17 protein-coding genes and 1 pseudogene are annotated in these 25406 nt (G+C 66.0%); 4 read left to right on the top strand and 14 right to left on the bottom strand.

All coding sequences use genetic code 11. From position 1 onward, the window contains the following. Positions 1-18 precede the first annotated feature (18 nt). Entirely contained in the window at positions 19-1290 is a 1272-nt protein-coding gene (locus tag CRM90_RS16215) for a bifunctional 3,4-dihydroxy-2-butanone-4-phosphate synthase/GTP cyclohydrolase II (RefSeq protein ID WP_102807978.1), read from the bottom strand. A 194-nt stretch (positions 1291-1484) separates the two neighbouring features. Here CRM90_RS16215 and CRM90_RS30505 point away from each other — a divergent pair. Further along, a pseudogene (locus tag CRM90_RS30505) lies at positions 1485-1592 on the top strand (hypothetical protein); the annotation flags it as partial. Positions 1593-1603: 11 nt separating this feature from the next. On the opposite strand, the gene CRM90_RS16210 reads toward CRM90_RS30505, so the two are convergent. Beyond that, complete coding sequence (locus tag CRM90_RS16210; RefSeq protein ID WP_102807977.1) at positions 1604-3919, bottom strand: Ig-like domain-containing protein; 2316 nt, start codon at positions 3917-3919, stop codon at positions 1604-1606. A gap of 1 nt (position 3920) precedes the next feature. Here CRM90_RS16210 and CRM90_RS16205 point away from each other — a divergent pair, with 1 nt between their 5' ends. Beyond that, a complete protein-coding gene (locus tag CRM90_RS16205; RefSeq protein WP_102807976.1) occupies positions 3921-4415 on the top strand; it encodes a hypothetical protein in 495 nt (164 codons plus the stop codon). A gap of 469 nt (positions 4416-4884) precedes the next feature. On the opposite strand, the gene CRM90_RS16200 is transcribed toward CRM90_RS16205, so the two are convergent. The 3 genes from CRM90_RS16200 to CRM90_RS16185 form a co-directional block, all read right to left on the bottom strand. Next, complete coding sequence (locus tag CRM90_RS16200) at positions 4885-8826, bottom strand: beta strand repeat-containing protein (protein ID WP_142391384.1); 3942 nt, start codon at positions 8824-8826, stop codon at positions 4885-4887. 411 nt (positions 8827-9237) lie between these two features. Continuing rightward, on the bottom strand, positions 9238-12150 hold the full coding sequence (locus CRM90_RS16195; protein ID WP_233209359.1) for a beta strand repeat-containing protein: 2913 nt from the start codon (positions 12148-12150) through the stop codon (positions 9238-9240). A 399-nt stretch (positions 12151-12549) separates the two neighbouring features. Then, positions 12550-13149, bottom strand: a complete 600-nt coding sequence (locus CRM90_RS16185; protein ID WP_102807972.1) for a riboflavin synthase — start codon at positions 13147-13149, stop codon at positions 12550-12552. A gap of 130 nt (positions 13150-13279) precedes the next feature. On the opposite strand from CRM90_RS16185, the gene CRM90_RS16180 reads away from it, so the two are divergent. Both CRM90_RS16180 and CRM90_RS16175 read left to right on the top strand, forming a co-directional pair. After that, on the top strand, positions 13280-13978 hold the full coding sequence (locus CRM90_RS16180) for an LppX_LprAFG lipoprotein (RefSeq protein ID WP_199189918.1): 699 nt from the start codon (positions 13280-13282) through the stop codon (positions 13976-13978). An 11-nt stretch (positions 13979-13989) separates the two neighbouring features. Then, entirely contained in the window at positions 13990-15549 is a 1560-nt protein-coding gene (locus CRM90_RS16175; protein WP_102807970.1) for an MFS transporter, read from the top strand. Between the two features lies 1 nt (position 15550). On the opposite strand, the gene lysA is transcribed toward CRM90_RS16175, so the two are convergent. Genes lysA through CRM90_RS16130 form a run of 9 tightly spaced genes read right to left on the bottom strand, consistent with a single transcriptional unit; the run spans position 15551 to position 25404 of the window. Continuing rightward, entirely contained in the window at positions 15551-16804 is a 1254-nt protein-coding gene (lysA, locus tag CRM90_RS16170; RefSeq protein WP_102807969.1) for a diaminopimelate decarboxylase, read from the bottom strand. Beyond that, positions 16805-17530 carry a glucosamine-6-phosphate deaminase gene (locus tag CRM90_RS16165; RefSeq protein WP_102807968.1) on the bottom strand — a complete coding sequence of 242 codons (726 nt, stop codon included), beginning with the start codon at positions 17528-17530 and terminating at the stop codon, positions 16805-16807. It abuts the gene before it with no gap. Beyond that, complete coding sequence (locus tag CRM90_RS16160) at positions 17530-18963, bottom strand: xylulokinase (protein WP_102807967.1); 1434 nt, start codon at positions 18961-18963, stop codon at positions 17530-17532. Before CRM90_RS16160 ends, CRM90_RS16165 begins: the two co-directional genes overlap by 1 nt. Next, the gene (locus CRM90_RS16155; protein ID WP_102807966.1) at positions 18960-20324 is read right to left on the bottom strand and encodes an aspartate aminotransferase family protein; all 1365 of its coding nucleotides are present in this window, start codon (positions 20322-20324) and stop codon (positions 18960-18962) included. The genes CRM90_RS16160 and CRM90_RS16155 overlap by 4 nt, the downstream gene beginning before the upstream one ends. Positions 20325-20353: 29 nt before the next feature. Then, positions 20354-21538: a M20 family metallopeptidase gene (locus CRM90_RS16150; RefSeq protein ID WP_158249027.1), complete on the bottom strand. Its 1185-nt coding sequence runs from the start codon at positions 21536-21538 to the stop codon at positions 20354-20356. Beyond that, the gene (locus CRM90_RS16145; RefSeq protein WP_158249026.1) at positions 21535-22557 is read right to left on the bottom strand and encodes an ABC transporter ATP-binding protein; all 1023 of its coding nucleotides are present in this window, start codon (positions 22555-22557) and stop codon (positions 21535-21537) included. Before CRM90_RS16145 ends, CRM90_RS16150 begins: the two co-directional genes overlap by 4 nt. After that, positions 22554-23525: an ABC transporter ATP-binding protein gene (locus tag CRM90_RS16140; protein ID WP_102807963.1), complete on the bottom strand. Its 972-nt coding sequence runs from the start codon at positions 23523-23525 to the stop codon at positions 22554-22556. Before CRM90_RS16140 ends, CRM90_RS16145 begins: the two co-directional genes overlap by 4 nt. Continuing rightward, positions 23522-24439, bottom strand: a complete 918-nt coding sequence (locus CRM90_RS16135; protein ID WP_102807962.1) for an ABC transporter permease — start codon at positions 24437-24439, stop codon at positions 23522-23524. Before CRM90_RS16135 ends, CRM90_RS16140 begins: the two co-directional genes overlap by 4 nt. Beyond that, on the bottom strand, positions 24436-25404 hold the full coding sequence (locus CRM90_RS16130; RefSeq protein ID WP_102807961.1) for an ABC transporter permease: 969 nt from the start codon (positions 25402-25404) through the stop codon (positions 24436-24438). Before CRM90_RS16130 ends, CRM90_RS16135 begins: the two co-directional genes overlap by 4 nt. Between the last annotated feature and the right edge of the window lie 2 nt (positions 25405-25406).

Raw genomic sequence — 25406 nt, 5'->3', positions numbered from 1 at the left:
CGTCGCTCGTGGCGCTCACTACAGGGCCCCGCCCACGTCACCGGGAACGACCTGGTCGTAGTCGTCGAGGCCGGTCAGGTCGTGACCCATCCGGTCACGCTTGGTCATCAGGTAGCGAATGTTCTCGGCGTTGGCCCGCACCGGCAGTGGCACCCGCTCGATGATATGCAGCCCATAGCCGTCCAAGCCGACCCGCTTGGCCGGGTTGTTGGTCAGCAGCCGCATCGAGCGCACACCGAGGTCCACCAAGATCTGCGCGCCGATCCCGTAGTCGCGTGCGTCGGCGGGCAAGCCGAGCTCCAGGTTGGCGTCGACGGTGTCGGCGCCGGCGTCCTGGAGCTGGTAGGCCTGCAGCTTGTGCATCAGACCGATGCCCCGGCCCTCGTGGCCGCGCATGTAGAGCACGATGCCGCGACCCTCGCGCGCGACCATCGCCAGCGCGGCGTCCAGCTGGGGGCCGCAGTCACAGCGCCGCGAACCGAACACGTCACCGGTCAGGCACTCGGAGTGGACTCGCACCAGTACGTCGTGGCCGTCGTTCTCCGGACCGCTGATGTCACCCTTGACCAGGGCGACATGCTCCACCTCTTCGTACATGCTCGAGTAGCCGACCGCGCGGAACTCGCCATGGCGGGTGGGGATCCGGGCCTCGGCGATGCGCTCGATGTGCTTTTCGTGCTTGCGCCGCCACTCGATCAGATCGGCGATTGAGATCAAGGCCAGGTCGTGCTCGTCGGCGAACACCCGCAACTCGTCGGTCTGGGCCATCGAACCGTCGTCCTTCTGGCTGACGATCTCGCAGATCGCACCGGCAGGCTGCAGACCCGCCAACCGGGCCAGGTCGACCGCGGCTTCGGTGTGACCGGGACGCCGCAGCACGCCGCCGTCCTTGGCGCGCAACGGAACCACGTGACCAGGCTTGGTGAAGTCCTCCGAGACACTGGCCGGGTCGGCAAGCAACCGCATCGTCGTCGCCCGATCGGCGGCCGAAATACCGGTTCCCACACCATGTTTGGCGTCGACGGTGACGGTGTAGGCGGTGCCGTGCTTGTCCTGGTTGACCGCGTACATGGGCAGCAGCCCAAGCTTGTCGCAGATCTCGCCGGACAGCGGCACACACAGGTAGCCCGAGGTGTAGCGGACCATGAACGCGACCAGCTCCGGCGTCGCCTTCTCGGCGGCGAAGATCAGGTCACCCTCGTTCTCGCGGTCCTCGTCATCGATGACGACGACGGCCTTGCCGGCCGCGATATCGGCGACCGCCCGTTCGACGGTGTCCAGCCTCGTCATCCTTGCCGCCTACCCGTTTCTCACGTAATGCTGCCTCCAGACAGTATGAACCACCTTGGAAGAGCAACTATTGCCCGTCCTGCTCAGCGGCCCAATCGGCCGTCGAGCGGCCGTCTCGATCGGCGATATCTGCAGGCCAGCGACGCGGTGTGACGTGCGTGACAGGACGGACCCCGGGGACTAACGACGGATGTCCGGCGGTGGTGTCGGCGCCGATGATCGCCACGATCGTCGACGGCACCGGCCTGACTCTCTACTTCCTGATCGCCCACGCGACGCTTCCGCAGCTGGCAGGGCTCTGACGAGGCGCGCGTTAGTTGCCGGTGGTCCGGGTGCCGGAGGCGGCGGCGTAGGACACCCAGAACGTCGCCGGGCTGCTGGTGTTGGTCACACCGTTGGTGACGGTGTAGTAGCCGTCGTAAACGGTGAAGGTATTGGCGGTAGCCGTCGTACCGAAGGTGCCGCCGGCGGTCCACGAGATGGTGGTCACGCCGGAGCCCCAGCTGGTGACCGATCCGGTGGCCAGGGTGTACCCGGCACCCGTACCGGCGGTGATCTTCGCCTCCGGAATGCTGTCGCCGTCAGGATCACTGATTGTCATCGTGCCCACCGTGCAGAGGTAGAAGGCGCACGCGAGGCTGCCGAAGCCGGTGATCACGGGCGGGCTGTTCACCGCGTAAATCGGCATAGTGATGGTGGTGTACGCGACGCCCCCGTACCCGTCGCTCACCGCGACGGTGAAGGAGTCGGCCACCGCCGTTCCAGTCGCCCCGATCTTCGCCGCACCATGGAAGTACGCCTGATTCTTGGTGATCGAGTACGTGTACGAGCCGTCCGCATTGAACGTGACGGTGCCACCGTTGGTGGTGGTCGTTACGGCGGCGTGGGTCGAGCCATCAACCAGCGAGTAGGTGAGCGTGTCACCGTCGGCGTCGGTCGCGGTGAGCTTGCCGGTGGTGGTCTGCGTCCACGTACTCGTGTTGAGACCCCACTTCGTCGTATCTGTGCTGCCAACACTCGTCGTGGTCCCGGTGATGGTCGGCGCAGTGTCGGCGATCGTCGGCTGGACGGTCATCTTCAGGGTGACGGAGCGGCCGTTGGCATCGGTGGCGAGCACGGTGAACGAGTCGGCCGCCGGCTCGGTATGGCCCGACGCAGTCCGGGTGTAGGTGAAAGCGCCGGTGCTCGCATCGAACGTCACGGTGCCGTACGCCGGACCGCCGGCCAGGCTGTACGTGTACATCCCGGCGTCGCTGCCGGGGGCCGGCACCGAACCGGTGACGACGCCGATCGTCGCGGTGTTGACGTTGGCCGGAGTGATCGAGGTGGTGTTGGGCACCGTGACCGTCTGGGTGACAGTGCCACCGTGGCCGTCATCCACCTGCATCTGGAAGCTTGCCGAGGTACCGCCAGTGGTCGTCGAGGTGTAGGTGAAGACGCCGGTGGACGAGTTGAGGGTGACGATGCCGCCATTCGAGGTCTTGGCGGAATTGCCGCTCAGCCCGCTGACCGATGAGCTGACCAAGGAATACGTCAGTGTGTCCCCCTCGGCGTCGCTGCCGTTGACGGTGCCTCGCACGACGCCCAGCGCGTCAGCGGTACCCACCGTGGTGGACACCGTGGGGGCGGTGTTCGTCGTCGAGACGATCTTGACCTGGAAGGTGAGGGTGTACGGTGCACCGTCGGCCGAGGTCACGGGTATCTGCACCGTGTCGTACGCGCCGGCCGCGCCTGCGTGGAAGTACGCCGCACCGGGAAGCGTGGCCGTGTAGGTGTATCCGCCGCTGTAGGTGTTGATCGTTACCAAAGCCCCCCATGCTGACGTGTACGTGTTGCCGTCGGCAGGGGCGAAGCTCACCGGATTACCGTCCCCATCGACCGCGGTGAACGTTCCGTTGGCGTACTCCGAGCGCGTGCTGGCACTCCCCAAGTCGATGGTGTACGGGGTACCAGAGTTGTACTGGGTGCTGGTCGTGAAGGTTGTCAGAGCGGCCATCTCCTGGAACCGCTTGTACAAACCGACCAGCACGACGTAGGTGGCGACGGTGAACGGATTCACTTGTGCCGCAGTCCAAGTCGGCAAAGTCAGATCGAACGCCTCTGTCGGGGTGCTGTAGACGCCGCCACCCAGCGCCACCGACGCTGCGATCTTGGTTTCCAATGTGGTGGAGTCGCTCAGATCAGATCGGGTGACGGTGGCCCCGGTCGTCACATAGATGACGTCGATCTCCCACTGCGCCGGGTCGTAGACATTGTTGAGCATGTCCGTCAGCACCGTTGCGGCACCGGCAACCGCGGCCGCCATGATCTTGTACGGCGTGATGACGCCGAACGTGCTCGCCGAGGAGACGATCTTGAACGGCCGCACCACCCGGTTCAGGAAGTCACCCCATGCGTTGAGGGTGTCACTGAACGTGTAGTCGGGAATCGCCGAGACGACAAAGAGATTCAGTACGCCGACGAGATCGGGAACCCAACGAGCCGGGCTGCCCGCGACCGCCGTCGCGACCGAGGAGTCGAGCTGACTATCGGCGGTGTCGAGAGCCTGATCGATCGTGTGGTTCGTGATGGTGACAAAATTCTTCGGAGTACCGGGCCAGCCGGCGAGGCGGTTGATCGCCCTGGACAAGGTGGCCAGGAAAACGTTCGCCGGCGAGGACGACGCCGTCGCTGAGGCTGTTGCCACGGACGACGAGGCGGCGGTTTTGGGCGTGGCGCTGGCGGTCGACTCCACGACCGTCTCGGCAGCGGTCGCGCTCGTCGAGGTTGTGCTTACCGCAGCAGCCGAGGATCCGGCCGCCGCATCCGTTGAGACAGCGCCGGCTGCGGTCTTCGTTGTCGATACCGCGGCCGCACTCGTCGAGCCCGTGTTCTTGGACGTAGTCGTTGGCGACGCGCTAGTGGACGAGCGAGTGGTCCGGGGCTTGGTCCGCCCGACCGAGCGGTGGGCGGCAGTCGAGCTGGCAGCCTTGGCGGAATCGTCCGCCGAACTCGACTTCGATCCGGAGTTCGACGAGCCGACGTCGGTGGCAGCCGAAGCCACGCCCTGGCCGGCGGCTACTGCCAGTCCGATGCCCACCGCAGCGGCGACGACGCCGTTGCGCGCGGTGTGTGTCCTGGTCTGAGCGACGACTTTCCTATGCCGAGCCGCCTGTTTCCGATGGCGACCCGCCCGCTTCTTCTTGGAAGCCACCGACTCTCCCGACCCGTGAGACGCGACATAGCCGAGCCCTGCGCAACACAGCTAACCGCGGTGCCTGTTGACCCCACAACCCGACACTGTGCCTGTTGCAGGCTCAAGGATCTACGATGTTCGGTGTGTTCCAGGCGCTTTGAGCTGTGTGTCCACTGTGGATTCCATGTGTTTCGCGTAGCTCAGGCACAGAATGCGACTACGCCAAGAGTGCCTATAGCAAATCAACGTGCATGATGCTCAGCTAAGTCGGGCCAGCACGAAACACCCAGGACGTGGAGCTGTCAATCGCGGCAAACCGAACCCATCACCGTTGGCCAGCAACATCACATCGACTCCGGCAGTCGACAATTAGTCAAGTGGGCTGGCGACTGATCTATTGCTTCGGGTACCGGGGCCGGTCAACTCCAGGACTTTGTCGGCGTCGACACGGCATAGGAGCCGGTGATGACACCGTTGCTGACCGTGTAATAACCGTCCTGCACGTAGAGCGTGTAGGTGCCGGTGAAGGTGACCAGCGCCCCTGTGCCGCTTTGGACGTTGTCGGTACCGCCGGTGAATCCGCTCGGAGCGAAGTACCCGGCAGATCCGTTCGACGGGTTGCGCGTTGTCCCGATTGTGTCCCCATCGGCGTCTGAGAACTTGATACCGCTCACGGTCTTCAGTCCAAACACATTGGTCACGCCACTGGAACTGACGAAGGTCGGTGCGCTGTTCACCGCGTAGGTGGCCATCGTCACCGTGGTATAGGCGACGCCGCCGAGGCTGTCGCTGACCGCGACAGTGAACGTGTCGTTCACTGCCGCACCAGAGGCACCGACCTTGGCCGCGGCGTGGAAGTACGACTTGTCCTTGACGATCGTGTACGTGTACGACCCGTCGGCATTGAACGTGACCGACCCACCATTGGTCGTGGTGGTAACGGCGGCGTGGGTCGTGCCATCCACCAACGAATACGTGAGCGTGTCACCGTCGGCGTCAGTCGCGGTGATCTTGCCGGTGGTCGTCTGTTGACGGTTGTTGCCCGCCAACGTGTCCAACCGCCACTTGTTGCTGTCCGTGCTGCCCTTATCTGTTGTCGCTGTAGATATCACGGGCACGGTGTTGGCCACGTCCGGCGCCACGCTGATCGTCGCGACCGTCACCGTCTTGCCCGAGGCGTCGGTGGCGTTGATGGTGAATGAATCGACGTTGGACGTCGAATGGCCCAGGCTCGAGTTCCGCACGTAGGTATAGGTATAGGTGCCACCGGTGTTGGTGAGCGTCACCGTGCCCTTTGACGGACCGGTACCGACGCTGTAGGCCAGACCGAGAGTCGTGGTGTCGCTCGGCGACGGAATGTTCAGCGTTCCAGTCTCGGTACCCAGCGTTGCCTTGTTTATGTTCGTCGTCGTGCCGGGCGTCGTCAGCCCGGTGAGGCTGACCGTCGCCGTGGTGATGCCGCCGTGACCGTCGTTCACCTGCACCTGGAACGAATCCGAGGTCACCCCGACCTTGGGAATGTAGGTGAACGATGTGCCGTTCATCGTCACGATGCCGCCGTTGGCGGTATAGGCCGACCCTAGGGTGGCACCGACGAGGCCGTAGGTCAGGCTGTCGCCGTCATCGTCGGAGCCGGTGTTGATCGAGCCTCTCCGCACGCCCAGAATATCGACCGTCGGGGTTCCGTTGACCGTTCCCGACAATGTCGGTGTCGCATTTTGTTTTTCGATCGGAATGCCGTAGGTCACTGCGGTGGTACCGCCGAAGCCGTCACTGACGTTGACGGTGAACGTGTCCCCGGGGTCCCCCGTGACAGCATGGTCGTGCCAATAGCTGTCCGAGACGCCGAACCACGCGTACTTCTGGTTCGTGTAGGTGAACGTGCCGTTGGCAGCAACCGTGATCGACCCGCCCTGGGCGGTGCTGTATGTGCCGGCCGCCCAGGTCACCGGATCACCGTCTGCGTCAGTCGCTTTCAGAGTTCCGGTCGTGGTCTGCTTGTCGTACGGACCGACGATCCGCTCCAGTTTCGAACTGCCCACTGTCACACCGTTGCCCACCGGTGCACTGTTGCCCGTCGTAGCGTTGACGTTGACCACCGCGACGGTCACCGTTTTCCCGCTGCTGTCGGTACCCAGGATCGTGAACGAGTCCGTCGTGGGCTGCGATCCGGCCGTCGCCGACCTGGTGTAAACGAAGGTGCCATCGGCATTCACCGTCACCGTGCCCCTGGCGGAGTTGGGGGCGGTGCCCAGCGTGTAGGTCATCAGCCCGCTATCGGCACTGCCGGCGGGGATGTCCAGATTGCCGGTCACAGTGCCGGTCCTGGTGTTGAAGGTCGTCACCGGTGACACCGAACTCACCGGCACCGAGACTGACGTGGTGTAGCTGTAGCCGAAGCTGTCGGTACTGACCACCTGGAACGAATCCGTCGTGGCAGTCGAGGCCCGGTTCGGGATGTAGGTGTAGGCGCCGGTGGCCGCGTTGAGCTTCACGATGCCGCCGTTGGCGGTGTACGCCGAGCCCCCACTGGCTCCGTTGAGTGCGAATGTCGTCGGGTTGTCCGCGTTCTGCGGTGTGCTGATCGAGCCGCGAACCACACCTAGGGACGAGGTGCTCGAGACCGTGTTGGTCATCGTCCCTACAGCCTGGTTGTAGTAGACGGTCACGGTGACCGTCTTCACGGTTTCATCCCCGTTTGGCATGTACGGCTTCGACACGCTGATCTGACCGTCGCCTTGCGCCAAGACCGTCAGCGTGAACGTCAGCGTCTTGGGAGTGGTGGGGCCCAGCGGATTCCAGTCCCACACAGTCCAATTCATCCGCCCGTTGGTGCCATCGACCACGGTGACGGTGAAGCGGCTGTCGTCGGGTTCGGTGAAACCGTACGAGGTGATCGGGTCGCCGTCGGCATCATAGAACTGGACATACCCCGAGACGGTGGTTCCGCTGGCACCTGGGAGATGCTGACTGGTCTGCCGCATGTCGGTGACGACCGGGGCGTGATCAGTCGCCACGTCCGCGAAGCGCCGGAAGATCGCGACCACGACCACATACATCGCCAGCGACACCGGATTCGGGGCCTTGCCGAGGTCGATTGTCATGTCCAACACGGTCTTTGGCGACAGGAATGCCGCCCTCGCCGCCCCGACGACACCATCCATGTCGTTCGCGGTGAGGCCGTTGACGACGGGGTTCGCGGCGATGTCTTGCAACGCCCCGGCCAGACTGATCGCCTCGTCTATCCAGTGCGGGATGTCGACGGTCTGTGAGGTGTTGAACAGCACGATGGCGCCCGCGAGCACCGCAGCCGTCACCGACGCCTCCGTGATGGCCGAAGGAGCACCATCGACCATTTTGAACGGCGGCACGAATTGATCGATCAGGGTTGCCAGGCCGTTGAGGCCGTAGGAGAGCCGGTCGACCACGATCGAGGGCTTGAAGAACGCGTCCAGGAACGTGACCGGGAACTTGAGCCAGCCGTTGGCGCCAGTGAGCGGAGCCGCCACCAGCGCGTCGAGCTGCGCCGCCCAGGCGTCGAGCGTGGTCTGGATGTCATAATGCGCGGGCGTCGTGATCGGACCCGCGCCGTCCTGGACGGCAGTCAGGTCGCCGTTCATCGAATAGGCGGCGGCCGACGGCGCGACGGCGGACCTGGCGGTGGTGGACTTGCTCACTGCGCCGGCCTTTGAAGTTGTCGCGGTGGCCGGCGGAGCCTCGGTCGGCGCGACGGTCGCGGTGTCAACGGCAGTGGCCGGGGTCGTGACGGTGTCGGTCGACGACAGTGTCGAGGTGGACGATTCGGGCTGAGAGATCGTCGAGGTGGACGATTCGGACTGAGAGATCGTCGAGGTGGACGATTCGGACTGAGAGATCGTCGAGGTGGACGATTCGGACTGAGAGATCGTCGAGGTGGACGATTCGGACTGAGAGATCGTCGAGGTGGACGATTCGGACTGAGAGATCGTCGAGGTGGACGATTCGACAGTGCTGTCCGCCGACGGGATACGGCCCGTGGTTGACGACCGGACGGACACCGAGGAACCGCTGTTGGAGTCAGACTTCGTCGGCTGCTTGGCTGTCGAACGGGTGCGAGCGGGCCCGGCATTCTTGGGACCGCGGGTGGAGTTCGTGGAATGACCGGAATTGCTGCCGGAGTTGCTCGCCGAAGAGTTTCCGGAATCCGAGCCGCCGTCGGTGGACGCCGCAGCGACACCGTTTCCGACGCTTACCGCCAGACCCAGGCCCACCGCGGCGGCCAACATTCCATTGCGCGCCGCGCGCTTACCGTTCCCGGCGGCACGCTTCCGATGGCGGCCCGCCAGCTTTCGGTGGCGAGCCGCATGCTTCTTGGAACTCAAACGATCTCCCGACACTGTCCTACGTGACGGGGCTCGCACCTTACTGTGTGGGAGACGTACGCCACTTTGAGTGACCCGCAACGTAACATGGCTCACAGGTTTTTGCCACAGCTTGTTTCAGTCAAATTTGCGAAGAGCTCTTTCACCTGGCACTTTATGCCCTAAGGGGCACTAACGTGTCGTTTTTCGACGCTGTGCGAGTGCACAGCGTCAAAGATGCAGCAAATTAACACAGTCGAAAGACCTGTGGGGCGGTGGCGCTTCTAGCGCTTCCGCTGAGAAGGACAGTGTTGACGACGGTTGAGACGAGACAAGCCGCTCAGCTGGGTTAACGGCACAGCCGCGTTGCCCCGCTGTGCGTGGTATCGGTGCGATGACCGCCCCCCATATCGGCACGCGGTCAGCTGAGCGCTAGTTGCCGGTGGTGGTGCCGGAGCTGGTCCATTCTTTCCACACACGACTCGGATAGCTGGTGTCGACGATGCCGTTGCTGACCCGGTAGTAGCCGTCGTAGATCGTCAGCCGGTTGGTAACGGTCACTTGCGTGCCGAGTCCGTTGGTATTGCCGCCCCAACTGATGGTGGTCGTTCCGACTCCGTCTCCACCCCAGATGGTCATGGATCCCGCCGTCAGGGTGTACCAGGCCCGACCGGTGCCGTCATTTGATGTGGGCAGCGTGAAGTATCCGTCGAGGTCACCATCGAGATCGCTGACATTGATTCCGCCCACGGTGCAGAGGGCAAAAGCACACACCGGGCTTCCAGTGCTCATCGTGGGCGTGCTGTTCACGCCGTAGATGGCCATAGTCACGGTGGTGTACGCAACTCCACCAAATCCGTCACTCACCGCGACAGTGAAGGTGTCGCTCACCGACGCGCCGCTGGCGCCGATCCTGGCGGCGGTGTGGAAGTACGCCTTATCTTTCTGGATGGTGTAGATGTACGACCCATCAGCACTAAAGCTCACTGTTCCACCGTTGGCGGTAGTGGTGATTGGGGCATATGTCGTCGGATTCACCAACGAGTAACTGAGTGCGTCGCTGTCACCGTCGGTCGCCGTGATCTTCCCGGTGGTGGTCTGCGTCCACGTACTGGTGTTAAGGCCCCACCTCGCCGAACTCCCGTTCCCCACATCCGTCGTGGCCGAGACCACCACGGGCACCGCGTTGGGTACCGTCGGCTGCACAGCCATTTGCAATGTCACTGTGCGCCCGGTGGCGTCGGTGGCGATCACGGTGACCACGTCATCAGGCGTCGTGGTGTGGCCAAGGCTCACGTTTCGGGTGTAGGTGAATGCGCCGGTGGTCGGACTGAACGACGTCACGGTGCCCTTCGCCGGCGCGGCGCCGAGCGCATAGCTGGTGAAGATTCCAGCGTCACCGCCGGGTACTGGAACCGAGCCGGTGACGACATACTGCGTGGAGGTATCGACATTGGCCGGCGTGAGCGTGGTGGTGGTATTCGGCACGGTAACGGTCGAGACGACGCTCCCGCCGTGACCGTCCGATATTTGCACCTGGAAGCTCTGCGTGTTGCTAGCCGTCGTTGTCGAGATATAGGTGTAGTCGCCGGTGGTCGGATTGAGGGTGATGATGCCACCGTTGCCCGCACCATTTTTGGTGTACGCGGAGTTTCCAGTGAGACCATTGACCGAGGAGTCGACCAGCGAATACGTCAACGTGTCGCCGTCTGAGTCGCTGCCAGTGACGGCGCCCCGGACCACGCCCAGCCCATCGGCGCCGCCGACAGAGGTGCCGGAAACCGTTGGGGCACTATTGGATCCGTCGATGATCTTGATACTGAATGTGGCGGTGTACCTGACGCCGTCCGCGGACGTCACCGGAATGTCCACGGTGTCGTATCTGTCGGCCTCGTTTTCCGATGTAGCCCGGTGAAAGAACGCTGCGCCCGGAAGCGTGTTCGTGTAGGTGAATCCACCGTCGCTGGTGTTGATGGTGACCAGCCCGCCACCTGCCGAGGTGAATGTCCCGAGCAGCGAGGTCCCGAAGTCGACTGATCTGCCATCGGGATCAACTGCATGAAACGTGCCCGCCGCGTACTCCGAGCGCGAGCTATCGCCGCCTAAACTCAGTGTGTAGAGCCAACTGTCGTACGTCGTGCTCGTAGTGAATGCGGTCGCAACGGCAATTTCCTCGAACCGCTTGTACATGGCGACCAACGCGACGTACGCCACGACTGTGAACGGATTGACCTGCGCGGCGGTCCAAGTCGGCAGCGTTATGTTCCATGCCCGTGTCGGATCGTAGTACGCACCACCGTCGCTGAGCCCCAGGGTCAAAATTGCAGCCGCCTGCGCCGCAGCGATCTTGGTTTCGAGGGTGGTGGAGTTGGTCAGGTCAGCCCTGGTGACATCGGCGCCGGTGGTCGACTTGATGACGTCGATCTCCCACTGGGCCGGGTCGTAGACACCATTGAGCATATCGGTCAACACCGTCGCTGTGCCGACCACGGCAGCGCCCATGATCTTGTACTGCGTGATGACGCCGAAGGTGCCCGCGCCCGGGGAGATGTTGAACGGAGGCACGATCCGATTGAGGAAGTCGCCCCACGCGTTGAGCGTGTCCGAGAACGTATAGATGGGAATCGCGGGCTTGACGAAAAGGCCCAGGATGCTGGACAGGTCGGGAATCCACCGGGCCGGGCTGCCCGCGACCGCAGTGGTGACCAACGCGTCGAGCTGATTATCGAGAGCGTCGAGGTTCTGGTCGGTTACGTAGTTGGCCGCCGTGACGAAGTTGTGCGGCAAGCCGGGCCAACCAGCGAGGCGGTCGACCGCCCTGGTCAGCACCCCCATGAAGTACCAGGCCGCCGACCCCGCTGCGGGAGTCTCAGCCGCGGCGGCAGGTTTGATAGCGGCCGTTGTTGATTTCTCGAGTTGCATTGGGGCGGTGACAGTTTCAACGGTCGCAGCAGTTTCAGTGGTCGCAGCAGTTTCAACGGTCGCAGCAGTTTCAACGGTCGCACCGGTTTTCACCACAGGCGCGGCAGGAGTCGTCGGGGTAGGCGCACTATCGACGGGACTCTGGTCGTCGCTCGCGGGGCTAGTCGTTGCGGCTGTGGTCGTCGCGGTCGGTGTGGTCGTCGCGGTTGCTGTGGTCGTCACGGTTGCGACGGTCGACGTAGCGCCGCTTTTGGCAGAAGAAGGTTTGGGAGTTGCTGACGATTGTTTGGCCGAGAGACGCGTGCGCGCAGATCCGGCGGTTGTGGTCGCGCGCGTCGGTTTCGAAGAAGGTCCCGCATCACTCGCTGAACTGGCCTTGGATCCGGAATCCGGGGAACCGCCATCGGTGGCGGCCGACGCCACTCCCTGACCCGTCGCGACCGCGAGCCCCACCCCTACCGCCGCTGCGAGGATTCCATTGCGAGCCGCGCGCTGCCGATTGCGAGCGACCCGTTTGCGATGGCGGGCCGCCCGCTTCCGGTGGCGACCGACGCGCTTATGAGAACTCACCGATCCTCCGAACTATCGAGGCGTGCCGACACTTGCGTGACGCGGCTCACACACATTGCTTGGGAGAGACTCAGCGTTACATGCTTTCCGCAACCTAACATCGCCCGGCATTTTCGCCAAGGACAATTTCGTCAGCTAGATTGACTAGTCTCTGATCAGCGAATTCGATAGATCAGTAGCGGTTTTGCCTCAGTTCTGTCTAATTGCGCAGCAAATGTCCGTACTAATCAATCGATTAGTCACACCACGGCGTCATCGACTGCGGTCGGCGAGCAAACGTTCCACGTATTTCGCGATGACATCGACTTCGAGGTTCACCGGCGTGTCGACCGCCGCACGACCGAGTGTGGTGAGCGCCAGCGTGGTGGGGATCAGGGATACCTCGAAGAAGTCGTCACCCAACCCGGACACCGTCAGGGAGATGCCGTCGACGGTGATCGAGCCCTTTTCCACCACATACCGCGACAGCTCCGGCGGCAGCGCGATCCGCACGATCTCCCAGTGCTCGGACGGTGCGCGGCTGACGACGCGGCCGGTCCCGTCGACGTGGCCCTGGACGATATGACCGCCGAGCCGGCTGTTGACCGCAGCGGCGCGTTCCAGGTTCACCGCACTTCCGACATCGACGGCGGCCAGGCTGGACCGGTTGAGCGTCTCGGCCATCACGTCGGCACTGAACTGCCCGCCGGGCAGCACCTCGACGACTGTCAGGCAGACACCGTTCACGGCGATCGAGTCGCCGTGCCGGGCATCCGCGGTCACGACCGGGCCGCGGATCACAAACCGCGCCGAGTCGGCCAGCTCATCCTTGCCGACGATCTCACCCAGTTCCTCGACGATTCCGGTGAACACGCGCCCAATCTAGCCCGGCCGTGACGACACTCGCTTAGGTCCACTAAATCTGCAGTTCACAGCGCATAACGCGGACTGGGTTCAGCCCGGCGCCGCAGGTCTGGTCACCCCGACCCTCTACGATGCTCCTATGCAGACGCGCCGCCGAATGTTCGCCGTCCTCGCCGCCCTCCTCGCAACAGCAGCCCTGTTCGTCGCGGGCTGCTCGTCCTCGTCGAAGCCCTCCGAGCCGCTACCGGAGGCCGCCGGGCTGCTGCAGCAGTCCATCCAGGTCACCAAGGCCCTCAAGAGCGCCCACCTCGACATCACCGTCGGCGGCAAGATCGAGGGTCTGCCCGTCAAGAAGCTCTCCGGCGACCTGACCAACGTGCCCGCCACCGCGGTGTCCGGGAACTCGACCATCTCGATGGGCGGCTCGGACGTCGACATCCAGCTGGTCGTGCTCGACGGCACCCTCTACGCCGCGCTGACCCCCAACAACTGGCTCGACATGGGCCCGGCCAAGGACATCTACGACCCCTCGGTGGTCCTCAACCCGGACAACGGGCTGGCCAACTGGCTCGCCTCCATCACCGACGCCAAGTCGGAGGCCAGCGAGACCATCAACGGTGTGGACACCATCCGCATCACCGGCAAGGTCAGCGCCGACGCCATGAACAAGCTGATCCCGCTCAAGGCAACCAGCCCACTGCCCGCCACCGTCTGGATCCAGAAGGCTGATCCGCATCAGCTGGTCCAGGCCAAGGCCGACACCGGTAACGGCAGCAGCATCCAGATCACGCTGTCGGAGTGGGACAAGCCGGTCACCGTCACCAAGCCCGCCGTCTGACGGGCCCGGTGATGGCTGAGTCTCTGGACACCGCCGCCCACCGGGCTGGAACCTCCGGCCGCAGCCGCCGGATCGTGATCAGTGCGGGTAGCCTCGCCGTTCTACTCGGGGCGCTCGACACGTATGTCGTGGTCACGATCATGGTCGACATCATGTCGACGGTCGGCATCCCGGTGAACAAGCTCCAGCAAGTCACCCCGATCATCACCTGGTACATGCTGGGCTACATCGCGGCGATGCCGCTGCTGGGCCGGCTGTCCGACCGCTTCGGGCGCAAGCTGATGCTGCAGCTGTCGCTGGTCACGTTCGCGGCCGGCTCGGTGGTGACCGCGCTGTCCACCGACCTGACGATGCTGGTGATCGGGCGTCTCGTCCAGGGCGTCGCCGCAGGCGCCCTGCTGCCCGTGACGCTCGCACTCGCGGCCGACCTGTGGGCTGCCCGCAGCCGCGCCGCGGTGCTCGGCGGCATCGGCGCCGCCCAGGAGCTGGGCAGCGTGCTCGGCCCGCTCTATGGCATCGGTGTGGTGTTGCTGCTGGGCAAGTGGCAGGACGTGTTCTGGATCAACGTGCCGCTCACCGTGATCGCGATGGTGGCGATCCACTTCAGCCTGCCCTCCCATGACCGCAGCGAGAACCCCGAAAAGGTCGATCTGATCGGCGGCATCCTGCTCGCGATCGCATTGGGCTTGGCCGTGATCGGGCTGTACAACCCGAACCCCGACGGCAAGACGCTGCTTCCGCCGCACGGCCTGATCCTCGTGATCGGCGCTGTCATCGCAGCCATCGCATTCTTCGTCTGGGAGCGGTTCGCCCGCACCCGGTTGATCGAACCGGCGGGCGTGCGGTTCGTGCCGTTCCTGGCTTCGTTGGGCACCTCGCTGTGCGCAGGAGCGGCGTTGATGGTGACGTTGGTCAACGTCGAACTGTTCGGCCAGGGTGTGCTGGGCAAGGACCAGACGCAGGCCGCGTTCCTGCTGCTGCACTTCCTGATCGCGCTGCCGGTCGGAGCGCTCATCGGCGGCTGGGTCGCCACCCGGATCGGCGACCGGATCGTCGCCGTCGTCGGAATGCTGATCTCCTCGGGCGCATACCTGCTGGTGTCACACTGGGGCACCAATGTGGCCGGCGCCCGCCACGATTTCGGGTTCGTGTCCCTGCCGGTGATCGACACCGACCTGGCACTGGCCGGCTTCGGGCTGGGTCTGGTGATCGGCCCGCTCACCTCAGCCGCACTGCGGGTGGTGCCGCCTGCTCAGCACGGCATCGCTTCCTCACTCGTCGTGGTGGCCCGCATGACCGGCATGCTGATCGGCGTCGCGGCGCTCTCCGCGTGGGGCCTGTACCGGTTCAACCAGATCCTGGCCACACTGCCGAGCCCGGGCGGCAACAGCCTGGCCGCCAAGATCGCCGGCGAGGCCGAGCGCTACCGCACCGCCTTCGCGATGCAGTACGGCTCGATCTTCTTCGTCACCGTGATCGTCTGCCTGGTCGGCGCCGTTCTGGCCCTGTTCATCGGGGGCAGGCAGGCGCACGCCGACGAGACCGAGGCCGAGCAGACGGTGGCCGCTTAGCTCACACGTCGCGGGCCAACAGATCGGCCCAGGTGTCGCGGCGTACCACGAGCCTTGCGTCGCCGTTCGCGGCGAACACCACCGGGATGCGGCGTGCCCCGTTGTACTGGTTGGACATCGTGTAGCAGTACGCCCCGGTGACCGGGACGGCCAACAGATCCCCGACCACCGGATTGTCAAGCGGGACACCATCGATCAGCTGGTCGCCGGATTCGCAGTGCCTGCCGACGACGGTGACGTCGGTTCCCCCACCGATCCGGTCGACGAGGGTCGCCTCGAACCGTTGTCCGTACAGCGACACCTCGAGGTTGTCGCCCATCCCGCCGTCGACCGCGACGTGGGTGACCACCCCGTGTTTGACGGTGGTCACCCGGTAGACCGTGCAGGCCGCCGACGCGGTCATCGACCGCCCCGGCTCGACGATGATGCGGGCCTCGGCGGGAACCAGGCCGCGGGCCTTCTCGATCATGGTGTCGGCGTAGGCGTCCACCGTCGGCGGGTGATCGGCGTAGGTGTAGCGCACCCCGAGGCCGCCCCCGAAGTCGTATACGTCGAAGCTGCCCAGCTCGGCGACCGGGGCCACGGCGGCGGCGAGCTGTTCGGCGTCGAGCAACTGCGAGCCGACGTGCGTGTGCACCCCGTCGCAGCGCAACACCCGGCTGCGACGAATCCTCTCGATCGCCACCCGCGCATCCGCAGGCAGCAGACCGAATTTTGAGCCGGCATGGCCGGTCGCCACCGCGGCGTGGGTCTCGGCTTCGATACCAGGCACGACGCGCACCAGGCAGGCCTGCCTGCTGCCCGGCTCGACAATGCGTTCCAGTCGGTCGATGTCGTCGAAGTTGTCGACAACGATCAGGCCGACCCCATTGCTGACGGCCATACCGATTTCTTCGTCGGTCTTGGCGTTGCCGTGCAACAGCATCCGCGCCGGGTCGGCACCGGCAGCCAAGGCGGTGGCGATCTCTCCCCCGCCGGCGACGTCGAGCAATAGCCCTTCCTCGCTGGCCAGTCGCTGAATCGCTGTGCAGGGGAATGCTTTCGACGCGAACGCCACATCCGCTCGGGCCCACCGGCTACGGAACGCCGTGAGATAGTCCCTGGCCCGCTGCCGCACCGCGTCCTCGGCGATCACCATGACCGGGGTGCCGAATTCGGCAGCCAGGTCATCGAGGCGGCAGCCCCCGACGGTCAGCACGCCGTCGGCCATCCGGGAGCCGGGTGGGAACAGGTCGAGCACGTCCGGATCACTCATCTATGTCATCCTGCTCCATGCCGCCCGATCCGCGATCACTGTCACGTCGCCGTGCCGCTGCAACACTGACGCCGGCACACCGGAGACGACCGGTCCGCGCAGTGCCGCCGCCAACGCGTCTGCCTTCGCCCGGCCCGCGGCGAGCAGCAGGATCGAACGGGCTCGGCTGATCGTCGCCAGCCCCTGAGTGATCGCCCGCCGTGGGACGTCGTCGACCCGGCCACCGAAGAACCGGGCGTTGTCGCGCCGGGTCTGCGCGGACAGCTCCACCACCCGCGTCGTGGAGTCGAGCGCCGAGCCGGGCTCGTTGAACGCCAGGTGCCCGTTGGAGCCGATCCCGGCGATCTGAACGTCGACTCCACCCGCCTCGGTGAGCTGCCGCTCGAATTCCTCCGCCGCCATGCCAGGATCATCACTGTCACCTTGTGGCACATGGACATTGGCGGCCGCGATGCCCAGCGGATCGGCGATGCGCGTGCGCACATACACCGCATAGCTGCGGGGATCATCGGCGTCGAGGCCGACATACTCGTCCAACGCGATCACCCGGGCACCGGAAAGGTCGACGTCCCCTCGGCGGCTGCGGCAGCCCAACTCGGCGTAGACCCGCATCGGGGTCTCGCCGGTGGCCACGCCGAGTGTGGGTCTATTCGATGGCAGAGCCTCCAGCACCGCCGTTGCGGCGGTGGTGGCGAACGTCTCGTCGTCGACCACGGTCACCCGCATCAGTTCGTCCTCCCGCCCGCTGCCACCCGGGCTCGGTCGTGGCGGGCGACGCAATCGGTCCACCAGGCATGCCATTCGGGTCGCGGGGCGATGATCTGCGGCGCGTCGTCCCGGATGATCGGGCGGCCGGTCACATCTGCGGCGAACAACGCCGCACCGATCGCCGAGTGGTCGGTCACCGTCGGATCCACCCACACCTCGCGTCCGGTCGCATCCGCGATGTCCTGCCACATCAACGGGCTCACCGCGCTGCCGCCGCCTAGCCGGACCGGGCCCGAACGGCCCGTTGTCGCCGCCAGCACGTCGATGCAACGGCGCAGTTCGACGACGATCCCGGTGAGCAACGCCCGGCCGATGTGCCCGACACCCATGCCCAGCCGCAGACCCTGCACACTGCCCGTCAGGCTCGGGTCCCACAGCGCGCCCTGCTCACCCGGTGACAGGTACGGCAGGAACAACGGCGCGTCGGCATGGGCCACCGCGGCCGCCGCCTCGAGCAGATCCGCCGGCCCGGCCAGGCCGAACAGCGCCGCGACACCGTCGAACGCCGAACCCATTGCCAACAAATCCATTTCGAGCCCCCAGCCGGTACCGGCGAGCGGAGTCACCAGGTAGCGCATGGCCGGATCTCTGGTCGGCTGATCGGAGATACCCAGGACGACCGCGCTGGTGCCGGCGATCACCCCGACATCACCGTGAGCCAACGCGCCCACCCCCCGCGCACCGAGCGCGGAGTCGGCCGCACCCAGTACCACGGGCAGCTCCCCGGGCACCCCCCAGCGCTGCCGCCACCGCGCCGACAGCGGCAGCGCCGTGGCTGCGGAAGCGACCTCTGGTAACTGCGGCAGACCCATCGCCTCGACCAGTTCGGCACGCCAGCAACCGGATTCGATGTCAAAGGCGGCGCTACCCGCGGCGGTGCTGGGGTCGGTGAGCAACGCCCCGGTCAGCTGGTGGAACAGGACATCTTTGGCGCCGGCCACAGTCGTGCCCGCGCGGCCGAGCCCCTGGAGCCTGGCGTGCATCGGCGCCAGGTACCGGCCGTCGACCCGTTGTCCGGTGATCCGGTACAGCACCGCGTCACCGACCCTCGCGCGCAGCTCGTCGGCATTCCGCTCGGCCCTGCCGTCCTCCCACGTGATCGCCGCGCCCACCGGTTCGAGTGCTCCGTCGAGCTCGACCAGCGTGGGCAACATCGCGGTCAGACCGATCGCATGCCAGCGCTGTGGCGCCACCCGGCCCGAGACAATGTCTCCGGCGGCACCGAGCGCCTGCCACCAGTCGCGTGGATCCTGTTCGGCTGCTTCGGCTTCCGGTCGTCTCGTCGGATATTCGGCCCGCGCCGACGCAACGGCCCTGCCGTGGTGATCGACCGCGACGATCTTGACCGCCGATGTGCCGAGGTCGACGCCGATGACTACCGGTCCGGTCACGACTGGGAAGCAGGCGTCCGCGTGCGGGCGACGACGGTCAGCGCGTCGGCGGCTGCCTGCAGTGTCTCGTCGATGTCGCGGTCGTCGTGAACCAGCGACACGAACAGGTTCTCGAACTGCAGCGGATGGAACAGCACCCCGCGAATGACCATCTCCTCGTACCACCGGGTGAACAGGGGCTCGTCGGCCCGCGCCACCGCATCGCGCCAATTGTGGATCGGGCCGTCGGCGAACCACAACTGGAACACCGTGCCCAGACCCTCACAGTAGGCGTCCAGACCGCGCTCGGCTGCGAGCTCGCCGAGACCTGCGGCCAGCCGGTGACCGAGCGCCCGCTGACGCTCGTAGAGCCCAGGTTCGGCCAGCAGATCCATCGTGGCCGACACCGCCGCGCACTGCACGACATTGGCGTTGTAGGTGCCCGAATGGGAGTAGACGCCCTCGGCCACCAGGCGCATGGCCTCCGTGGAGCCGCCGACCGCGGCCACCGGGAACCCGCCGCCGAGTCCCTTGGCCAGCGTCGTGAGATCCGGGGTGACCCCGAACCATTCCTGGGCACCGCCGCGGGCGAAGCGGAAACCGGTGATCACCTCGTCGAAGATCAGCAGGGCACCGTGCTTGCGGGTTTCACTGCGCAGCAGTTCCAGATAGCCGGGTTCGGGAAGGATGCACCCGGTGTTGAACACCGCGGGTTCGGTGAGCACGGCGGCGATCTCGTCGCCGCGCCGGTTCATCAGCTCGACGAAACTGTCCGGATCGTTCCAGGTCAGCACGACCAAGGTGTCCTCCAGTTCGGCGGGCACCCCCGGGCCCATCGCGACCGGCCGGGGATGGTCGGCGGGCCCGGCCAGCTCCGGGTCGACGTGATTGGACCAGTACACGGTGTCCTGCCAGCCGTGGTAGTGCCCTTCGAACCGGACCACGATGCGACGGCCGGTGGTCGCCCGGGCCAGCCGGACCGCGGTGCCCACCGCTTCGGATCCGGAGTTGGTGAAGCGCACCTGCTCGATCCCGGGCACGGCCGCCACCACCTTCTCGGCGGCCTCGATCTCCAGCTCGTAGGGCAGCCCGAAGCACGTGCCCAGATCGCGCACCGCCTCGGTGACCGCGTTGGTCACCACCGGATGGCGGTGTCCCAGGATCATCGGGCCCAGCCCCAGCAGATAGTCGATGTAGGTGTTTCCGTCCACATCGGTCAGCCGCGACCCACTGCCCTGCGCCATGAAGATGGGATACGGCTTCCACCCGTTGCGCGGCAGCCGGGCTGTCGAGCCCGCCCCGCCGGGGATCGTGCGCTTGGCCCGTTCGTACATGGTCGAGGTGGTGGCGGTGCGGGCGGCGTACGCGTCGGCGAACGACATCGGATTCTCTTTCGTTGCAGTCGTTGTCATCACTGGGAAGCAGAGACGGAGGTGCCCAGCAGGGTCACCAGCGTGCGGTGGAGGATTTCGGTGGTGGCGATCGTGTCCGGGATGGAGACCCACTCCTGGGCGGCGTGATAGTTGCCGCCCTCCGGCCCGAACAGAACCGTGGGGATGCCTGCGCTCTGGAACAGGGCGGCGTCGGTCCAGGCGTTGAGGCCGGTCACCGGTGAGCGCACCCCGTTGACGGCTTCCGTCGCGTCGCCCAGTGCGCTCAGCAGCGCCTCGTTGCCCTCACCGGTGAAGGGATCGCGGTCCAGTCGGACGATCACCTCACCGCGGAAGCGCGGCTCGGACTGCGTGACCTCTGCAAAGATCGCCTCGATCTCGGCGACCCGGTCGGCCAGCGTCTCACCCGGCTGGGTGCCGATCTCGATGCCCAGCACGGCCTGATTGGGGTAGGTGGCGTAGTCGGTGCCGCCGCGGATCGTCCCGGTGTGAAACACCGTGCGGCCGTTCTTGGGGTCGGGGTTCGGCTTCCAGCGGGTCTCGTCGAGTTGGTGTAGGCGGGTCACCACCTCGGCCATGTGCACGATCGCGTCGACGCCCTTGTCGGGTGCCGATCCGTGGGCCGGCTCACCGTGCACCACGATGTCGATCCAGCCGAATCCCTGGTGCTCGCCGTAGATGGTGTGCGAACCGTCGGGCTCGAGGTTGATGGCCAGGTCGATCTCGTCGGCATGGTGGGCCACCAGATGCTCGGTGCCGATGCTGATGCCCTCCTCGTCGATCACCAGCGCGACCAGCACATTGCCGGCCAATTCCGTTCCCGAGCGCACCAATTCGCGCACCGCCAGCATCGCGGCGGCGCAGCCGCCCTTGTCGTCGGCCACCCCGAGCCCGATCATCCGGTCGCCGTCGATCACCGGCTGCAGGGCGGTGTCGGCCCAGTTCGCATAGCCGACGGTGTCGCTGTGGGCGGACAGGCAGATCGTCGGGCCGGGTGCGCTGCCCCGCAGCCAGGCCAGCACGTTGGGCCGGCCGGGTTCCACCTCCTCCAGCGTCACGTCCAGGCCCAGATCGGCCAGCCAGTCGCGCATGAACCGGGCGACCTCACCCTCTCCGGCGCCGCCCGGGATCAGCCAGGGCGTCACGGAGTCGATTCGAACCATCGCCTCGAGCAGCTCGATCGCTTCGTCACGAGTGACGGTCATGTCGTGTTCTCCTTCGGTGTTGGTGATTCTTCGAGGTCCGAAAAATGGCATGCCACAACATGTTCCGATGTTGCGGCGGCCAGTGTGGGCTGGTCGGTGCGGCAGCGTTCGGGCTGGCCGAGCTGCCGGTAGAGCGGACAGCGCGGCGCGAAACTGCAGCCCGGCGGGGTGGCGGTGGCGTTGGGCGGCTCACCGCTCAGCAGCGTGCGAGCCGCCCGTCTGCCCTCACCGGCCTTCGGCATGACGTCGACCAGCGCGCGGGTGTAGGGGTGCCGGGGCGTGCCGATCACGTCGGCGGCGGGGCCTTGCTCGACCACCCGGCCCAGGTAGAGGACCGCCACCCGGTCGGCGAACACGCCGGCCAAGGCGAGGTCGTGGGTGATGAACAGGATGGCCACCCCGAGGCGTTCGCGCATGTCCAGCAAGACCCTGACGACCCCGGCGCGCAGCGACACGTCGAGCATCGAGACCGGTTCGTCGGCCACCAGCAGCCGGGGTTCCAGCGCGAGCGCGGCCGCGATGGCCACCCGCTGGCGCTGGCCGCCGGAGAGTTGGAAGATGCGGCGCTGCGCGATCGCCGCCGCCGGGGTCAACCCGCACATCTCCAGCGCCGCCAGCGCAACCCGGCGCCGGCCCGCCGCATCCAGGTCGCGACGGTGGATGGCGAGGCCCTCGCTGACGACGCCGATCGCGGTGGCGTCGCTGGGCAGGCTCTCGAACGGGTCCTGGAAGATCATCTGGAAATCACGGCGCTGCCTGCGCAGCGCGGCACCGCGGGCGTGGGTGATGTCGACCCCGCCTACCGACACCGATCCCGAGCTGGCCTCGACGAGCCGCATGATCGTGCGCGCGACGGTGGTTTTGCCGCAACCCGATTCACCGACCAGAGCCACGATCTCACCCTCGCGGACACACAGGTCGACACCGTCGACCGCACGGGCGATCAGCCGTCGACGGCCGTGTCGCACCGGGAAGTGCACGTGTAGGTCGCGCACCTCGGCGACCACCGGCTTGGTCATGCGGGCACCCCCACCAGGTGGCATGCCGCGACATGGTCGACGCCACCGGGCACCGGCCGCAACGCCGGATCGTCGGTCGCGCAGCGGGCCAATCGCTCGGCGCAGCGGTCGTGGAACCGGCACCCCGCGGGCGGGTGTGCCAGATCGGGCGGGCTGCCCGGGATCCCGCTGATCGACGCCTGTCCGGAGTCCAGCCGCGGATAGCAGTCCAGCAATCGGCGAGTGTAGGGATGCGCGGGCCTGGTCCCGGAGGTCAAGATCTCCTCGGCCGGCCCACGCTCGGCGATCCGCCCGGCGTACATGACCGCGACCCGGTCGCACAGTTCGGCGAGCACGGTCAGGTCGTGGGAGATGATCAGCATCGCCAGCCCGAGTTCGTCGGCCAGGCCGCGGATCAACTCGAGGATCTGCGCCTGGGTCATGACATCGAGTGCCGTGGTGGGTTCGTCGGCGATCACCAGATCGGGCCGACACGCCAGTGCCATCGCGATCATCGCACGCTGCTTCATCCCGCCGGAGAGTTGATGCGGATAGTCGGCGGCGCGTCCCGCCGGGATCCCGACCTGGGTCAGCAGCTCTGCGACTCTGTGCCGCAGAGCTTTTCGATCGGCGGCGGGTTCGTGCGCCCGGATCGCCTCGCGGATCTGATCGCCGACCGTCATCACCGGGTTGAATCCGTTCATCGCGCCCTGGAACACCAGTGACAACCGCCGCCACCGGATAGCCCGCAGTTCGGCCTCGGCGACGGTGCGCAGATCCGTTCCCGCGAAGCTCAGCTCGTCGGCGGTCGCGACGGCGCCGCGCGGCAGCAGTCGCGCCACCGCGAGCGCCAACGTGCTTTTGCCGCAACCGGATTCCCCGGCCAGCCCGACCACCTCACCGGCTGAGACATCCAGGTCGACTCCGTCGACCGCCCGTACCCCGGCACCGTAGGTGACGGTCAGATTGCGAATGCTGAGCAGTGTCATTCGACCACCGCCAGCCGGGGGTTGAGGATCCGCTCCAGGCTCTGGCCGACCAGTGAGAAGGCGAGCACCACCGCCACGATGCCGACGCCGGGCGGCAGGAAATACCACCAGAAACCGTTGCCCACCGCCCCGGCGGCGAAGGCGTTGTGCAGGATCTGCCCCCATGAGGTGCGGGTGGGGTCGCCGAGTCCGAGGAACGACAGCGTGGCTTCGGCGAGGATCGACCCGGCGATCACCAAGACCGCGTTGGCGATCACGAGTGCCATGACCCCGGGCAGGATCAGCCGCCACAGGATGCCCACCGAGGACAGTCCGACTGTTTTGGCGCGGGCCACCACTTCACGTTCGCGCAGCGCGAGCGCCTGGGAGCGGACGATACGCGCGGTGCTTGGCCAGCTGGTGACCGCGATCACGAGCACGATCATCGGCAGGCTCTGCCCGATGATCGCGCCGAGTGCGATCATCAGCGGCAGGTTGGGCAGCACCAGGAAGAAGTCGGTGATCCGCATCAGCACGGCGTCGACGAAACCGGTGAACCAGCCGGCCAGCACGCCGACCAGAGTCCCGATCAGAACCGTGATCAGGGTGGCGATCAGGCCGATCTCCAGTGACACCGACGTGCCTGCCAGCACCTGACGCAGGATGTCCCGGCCCAGTTCGTCGGTGCCCAGCCAGTGGGCGCCGCTGGGCGGCAACAGGATTCCGGTGCGCGACTCGGCGACATCGGTTCGGTCGTATGGCGCCAGCAGCGGGCCGAGGATCGCCACGAGCATGACGGCGGCGACGGTGAGCAGGCCGATGCGGCCCATCGGGTCGGCCAGGAGTTGACGCAGCACACCGCGCCAGCCGCCGGGCACGTGCGCCGCGGCAGGCTCTTCGGGTTCCAGGCTGGGGTCGAGCAGCGGGCCGGTCACGTCAGCCGCACCCGCGGGTCGAGCATCCGGTAGACGACGTCGCTGGCGAAGTTGGCCAGCACGACCACCACCGCGAAGATCAGGAAGCAGGCTTCCATCACCGGGTAGTCGCGCCGGATCACCGACAGGTAGATCAACTGGCCCATGCCGGGCCAGGAGAACACCGTCTCCACCTGGATGGTGCCACCGACGGTGGCACTGGCGTACAGCGTGGTGGCCGTCACCACCGGTAGCAGCGCATTGCGCACCCCGTGGCGCCAGAGCACCCGTCGCGGAGTCAGGCCCTTGGCCCGCGCAGTGGTCATGTAATCCTCGGACAGGGTCGCCAGCAGCGAGCTGCGGGTGATCAGGACGAATTGGGCGATGTCGACCAGCACCATCGCGATCGTGGGCAACACGAGATGCCGTGCCAAGTCAGCGATTCGGGTGAACACCGTCGGGTATAGCGCGTCAGCCGTGTACATGCCCGCGATCGGGAACCACCCGAGCGCGACGGCGAAGACGAAGATCAGCAGCATGCCCACCCAGAACGTCGGCAGGCTCCAGAACACCAGCGATCCGATCACCAGGCCGGAGTCGGTACGCGTTCCGCGCCGGGATGCGGCGAACACCCCGATCAGCACGCCGAGGATGATCACCAGCAGGGTGGAGATGGTCACCAGGATCAACGTGTTGCCAAGGGCTTTCACCACGATCGGTCCCACAGCGGCCTGATAGGTGTAGGAGAATCCGAGGTCGCCCGTGATCAGGTTGTGCAGATACGTGACGAACTGGGACGCCATCGGCTCGTCGAGCCCGTAATAGGTGCGCAGCCGGGCGATCGCGTCGGCGTCCAGGTGCTGGCCGCGCGCGATGTGTGTCACCGGATCGCCCGGCATCAGATGGAAGAGAACGAAATTCGTCGCCACCACCGCCACCAGAGTGAGCACCAGGTAAGAAACCTTTTGCCCGAGGTACCTCAGCATCG

The sequence above is a fragment of the Mycobacterium sp. ENV421 genome (assembly GCF_002887815.1).
In the GTDB taxonomy this organism is placed as follows: Bacteria; Actinomycetota; Actinomycetes; order Mycobacteriales; family Mycobacteriaceae; genus Mycobacterium.
Note: the sequence above shows the minus strand (reverse complement) of the source record. Positions and strands in the feature narration are given on the sequence as shown.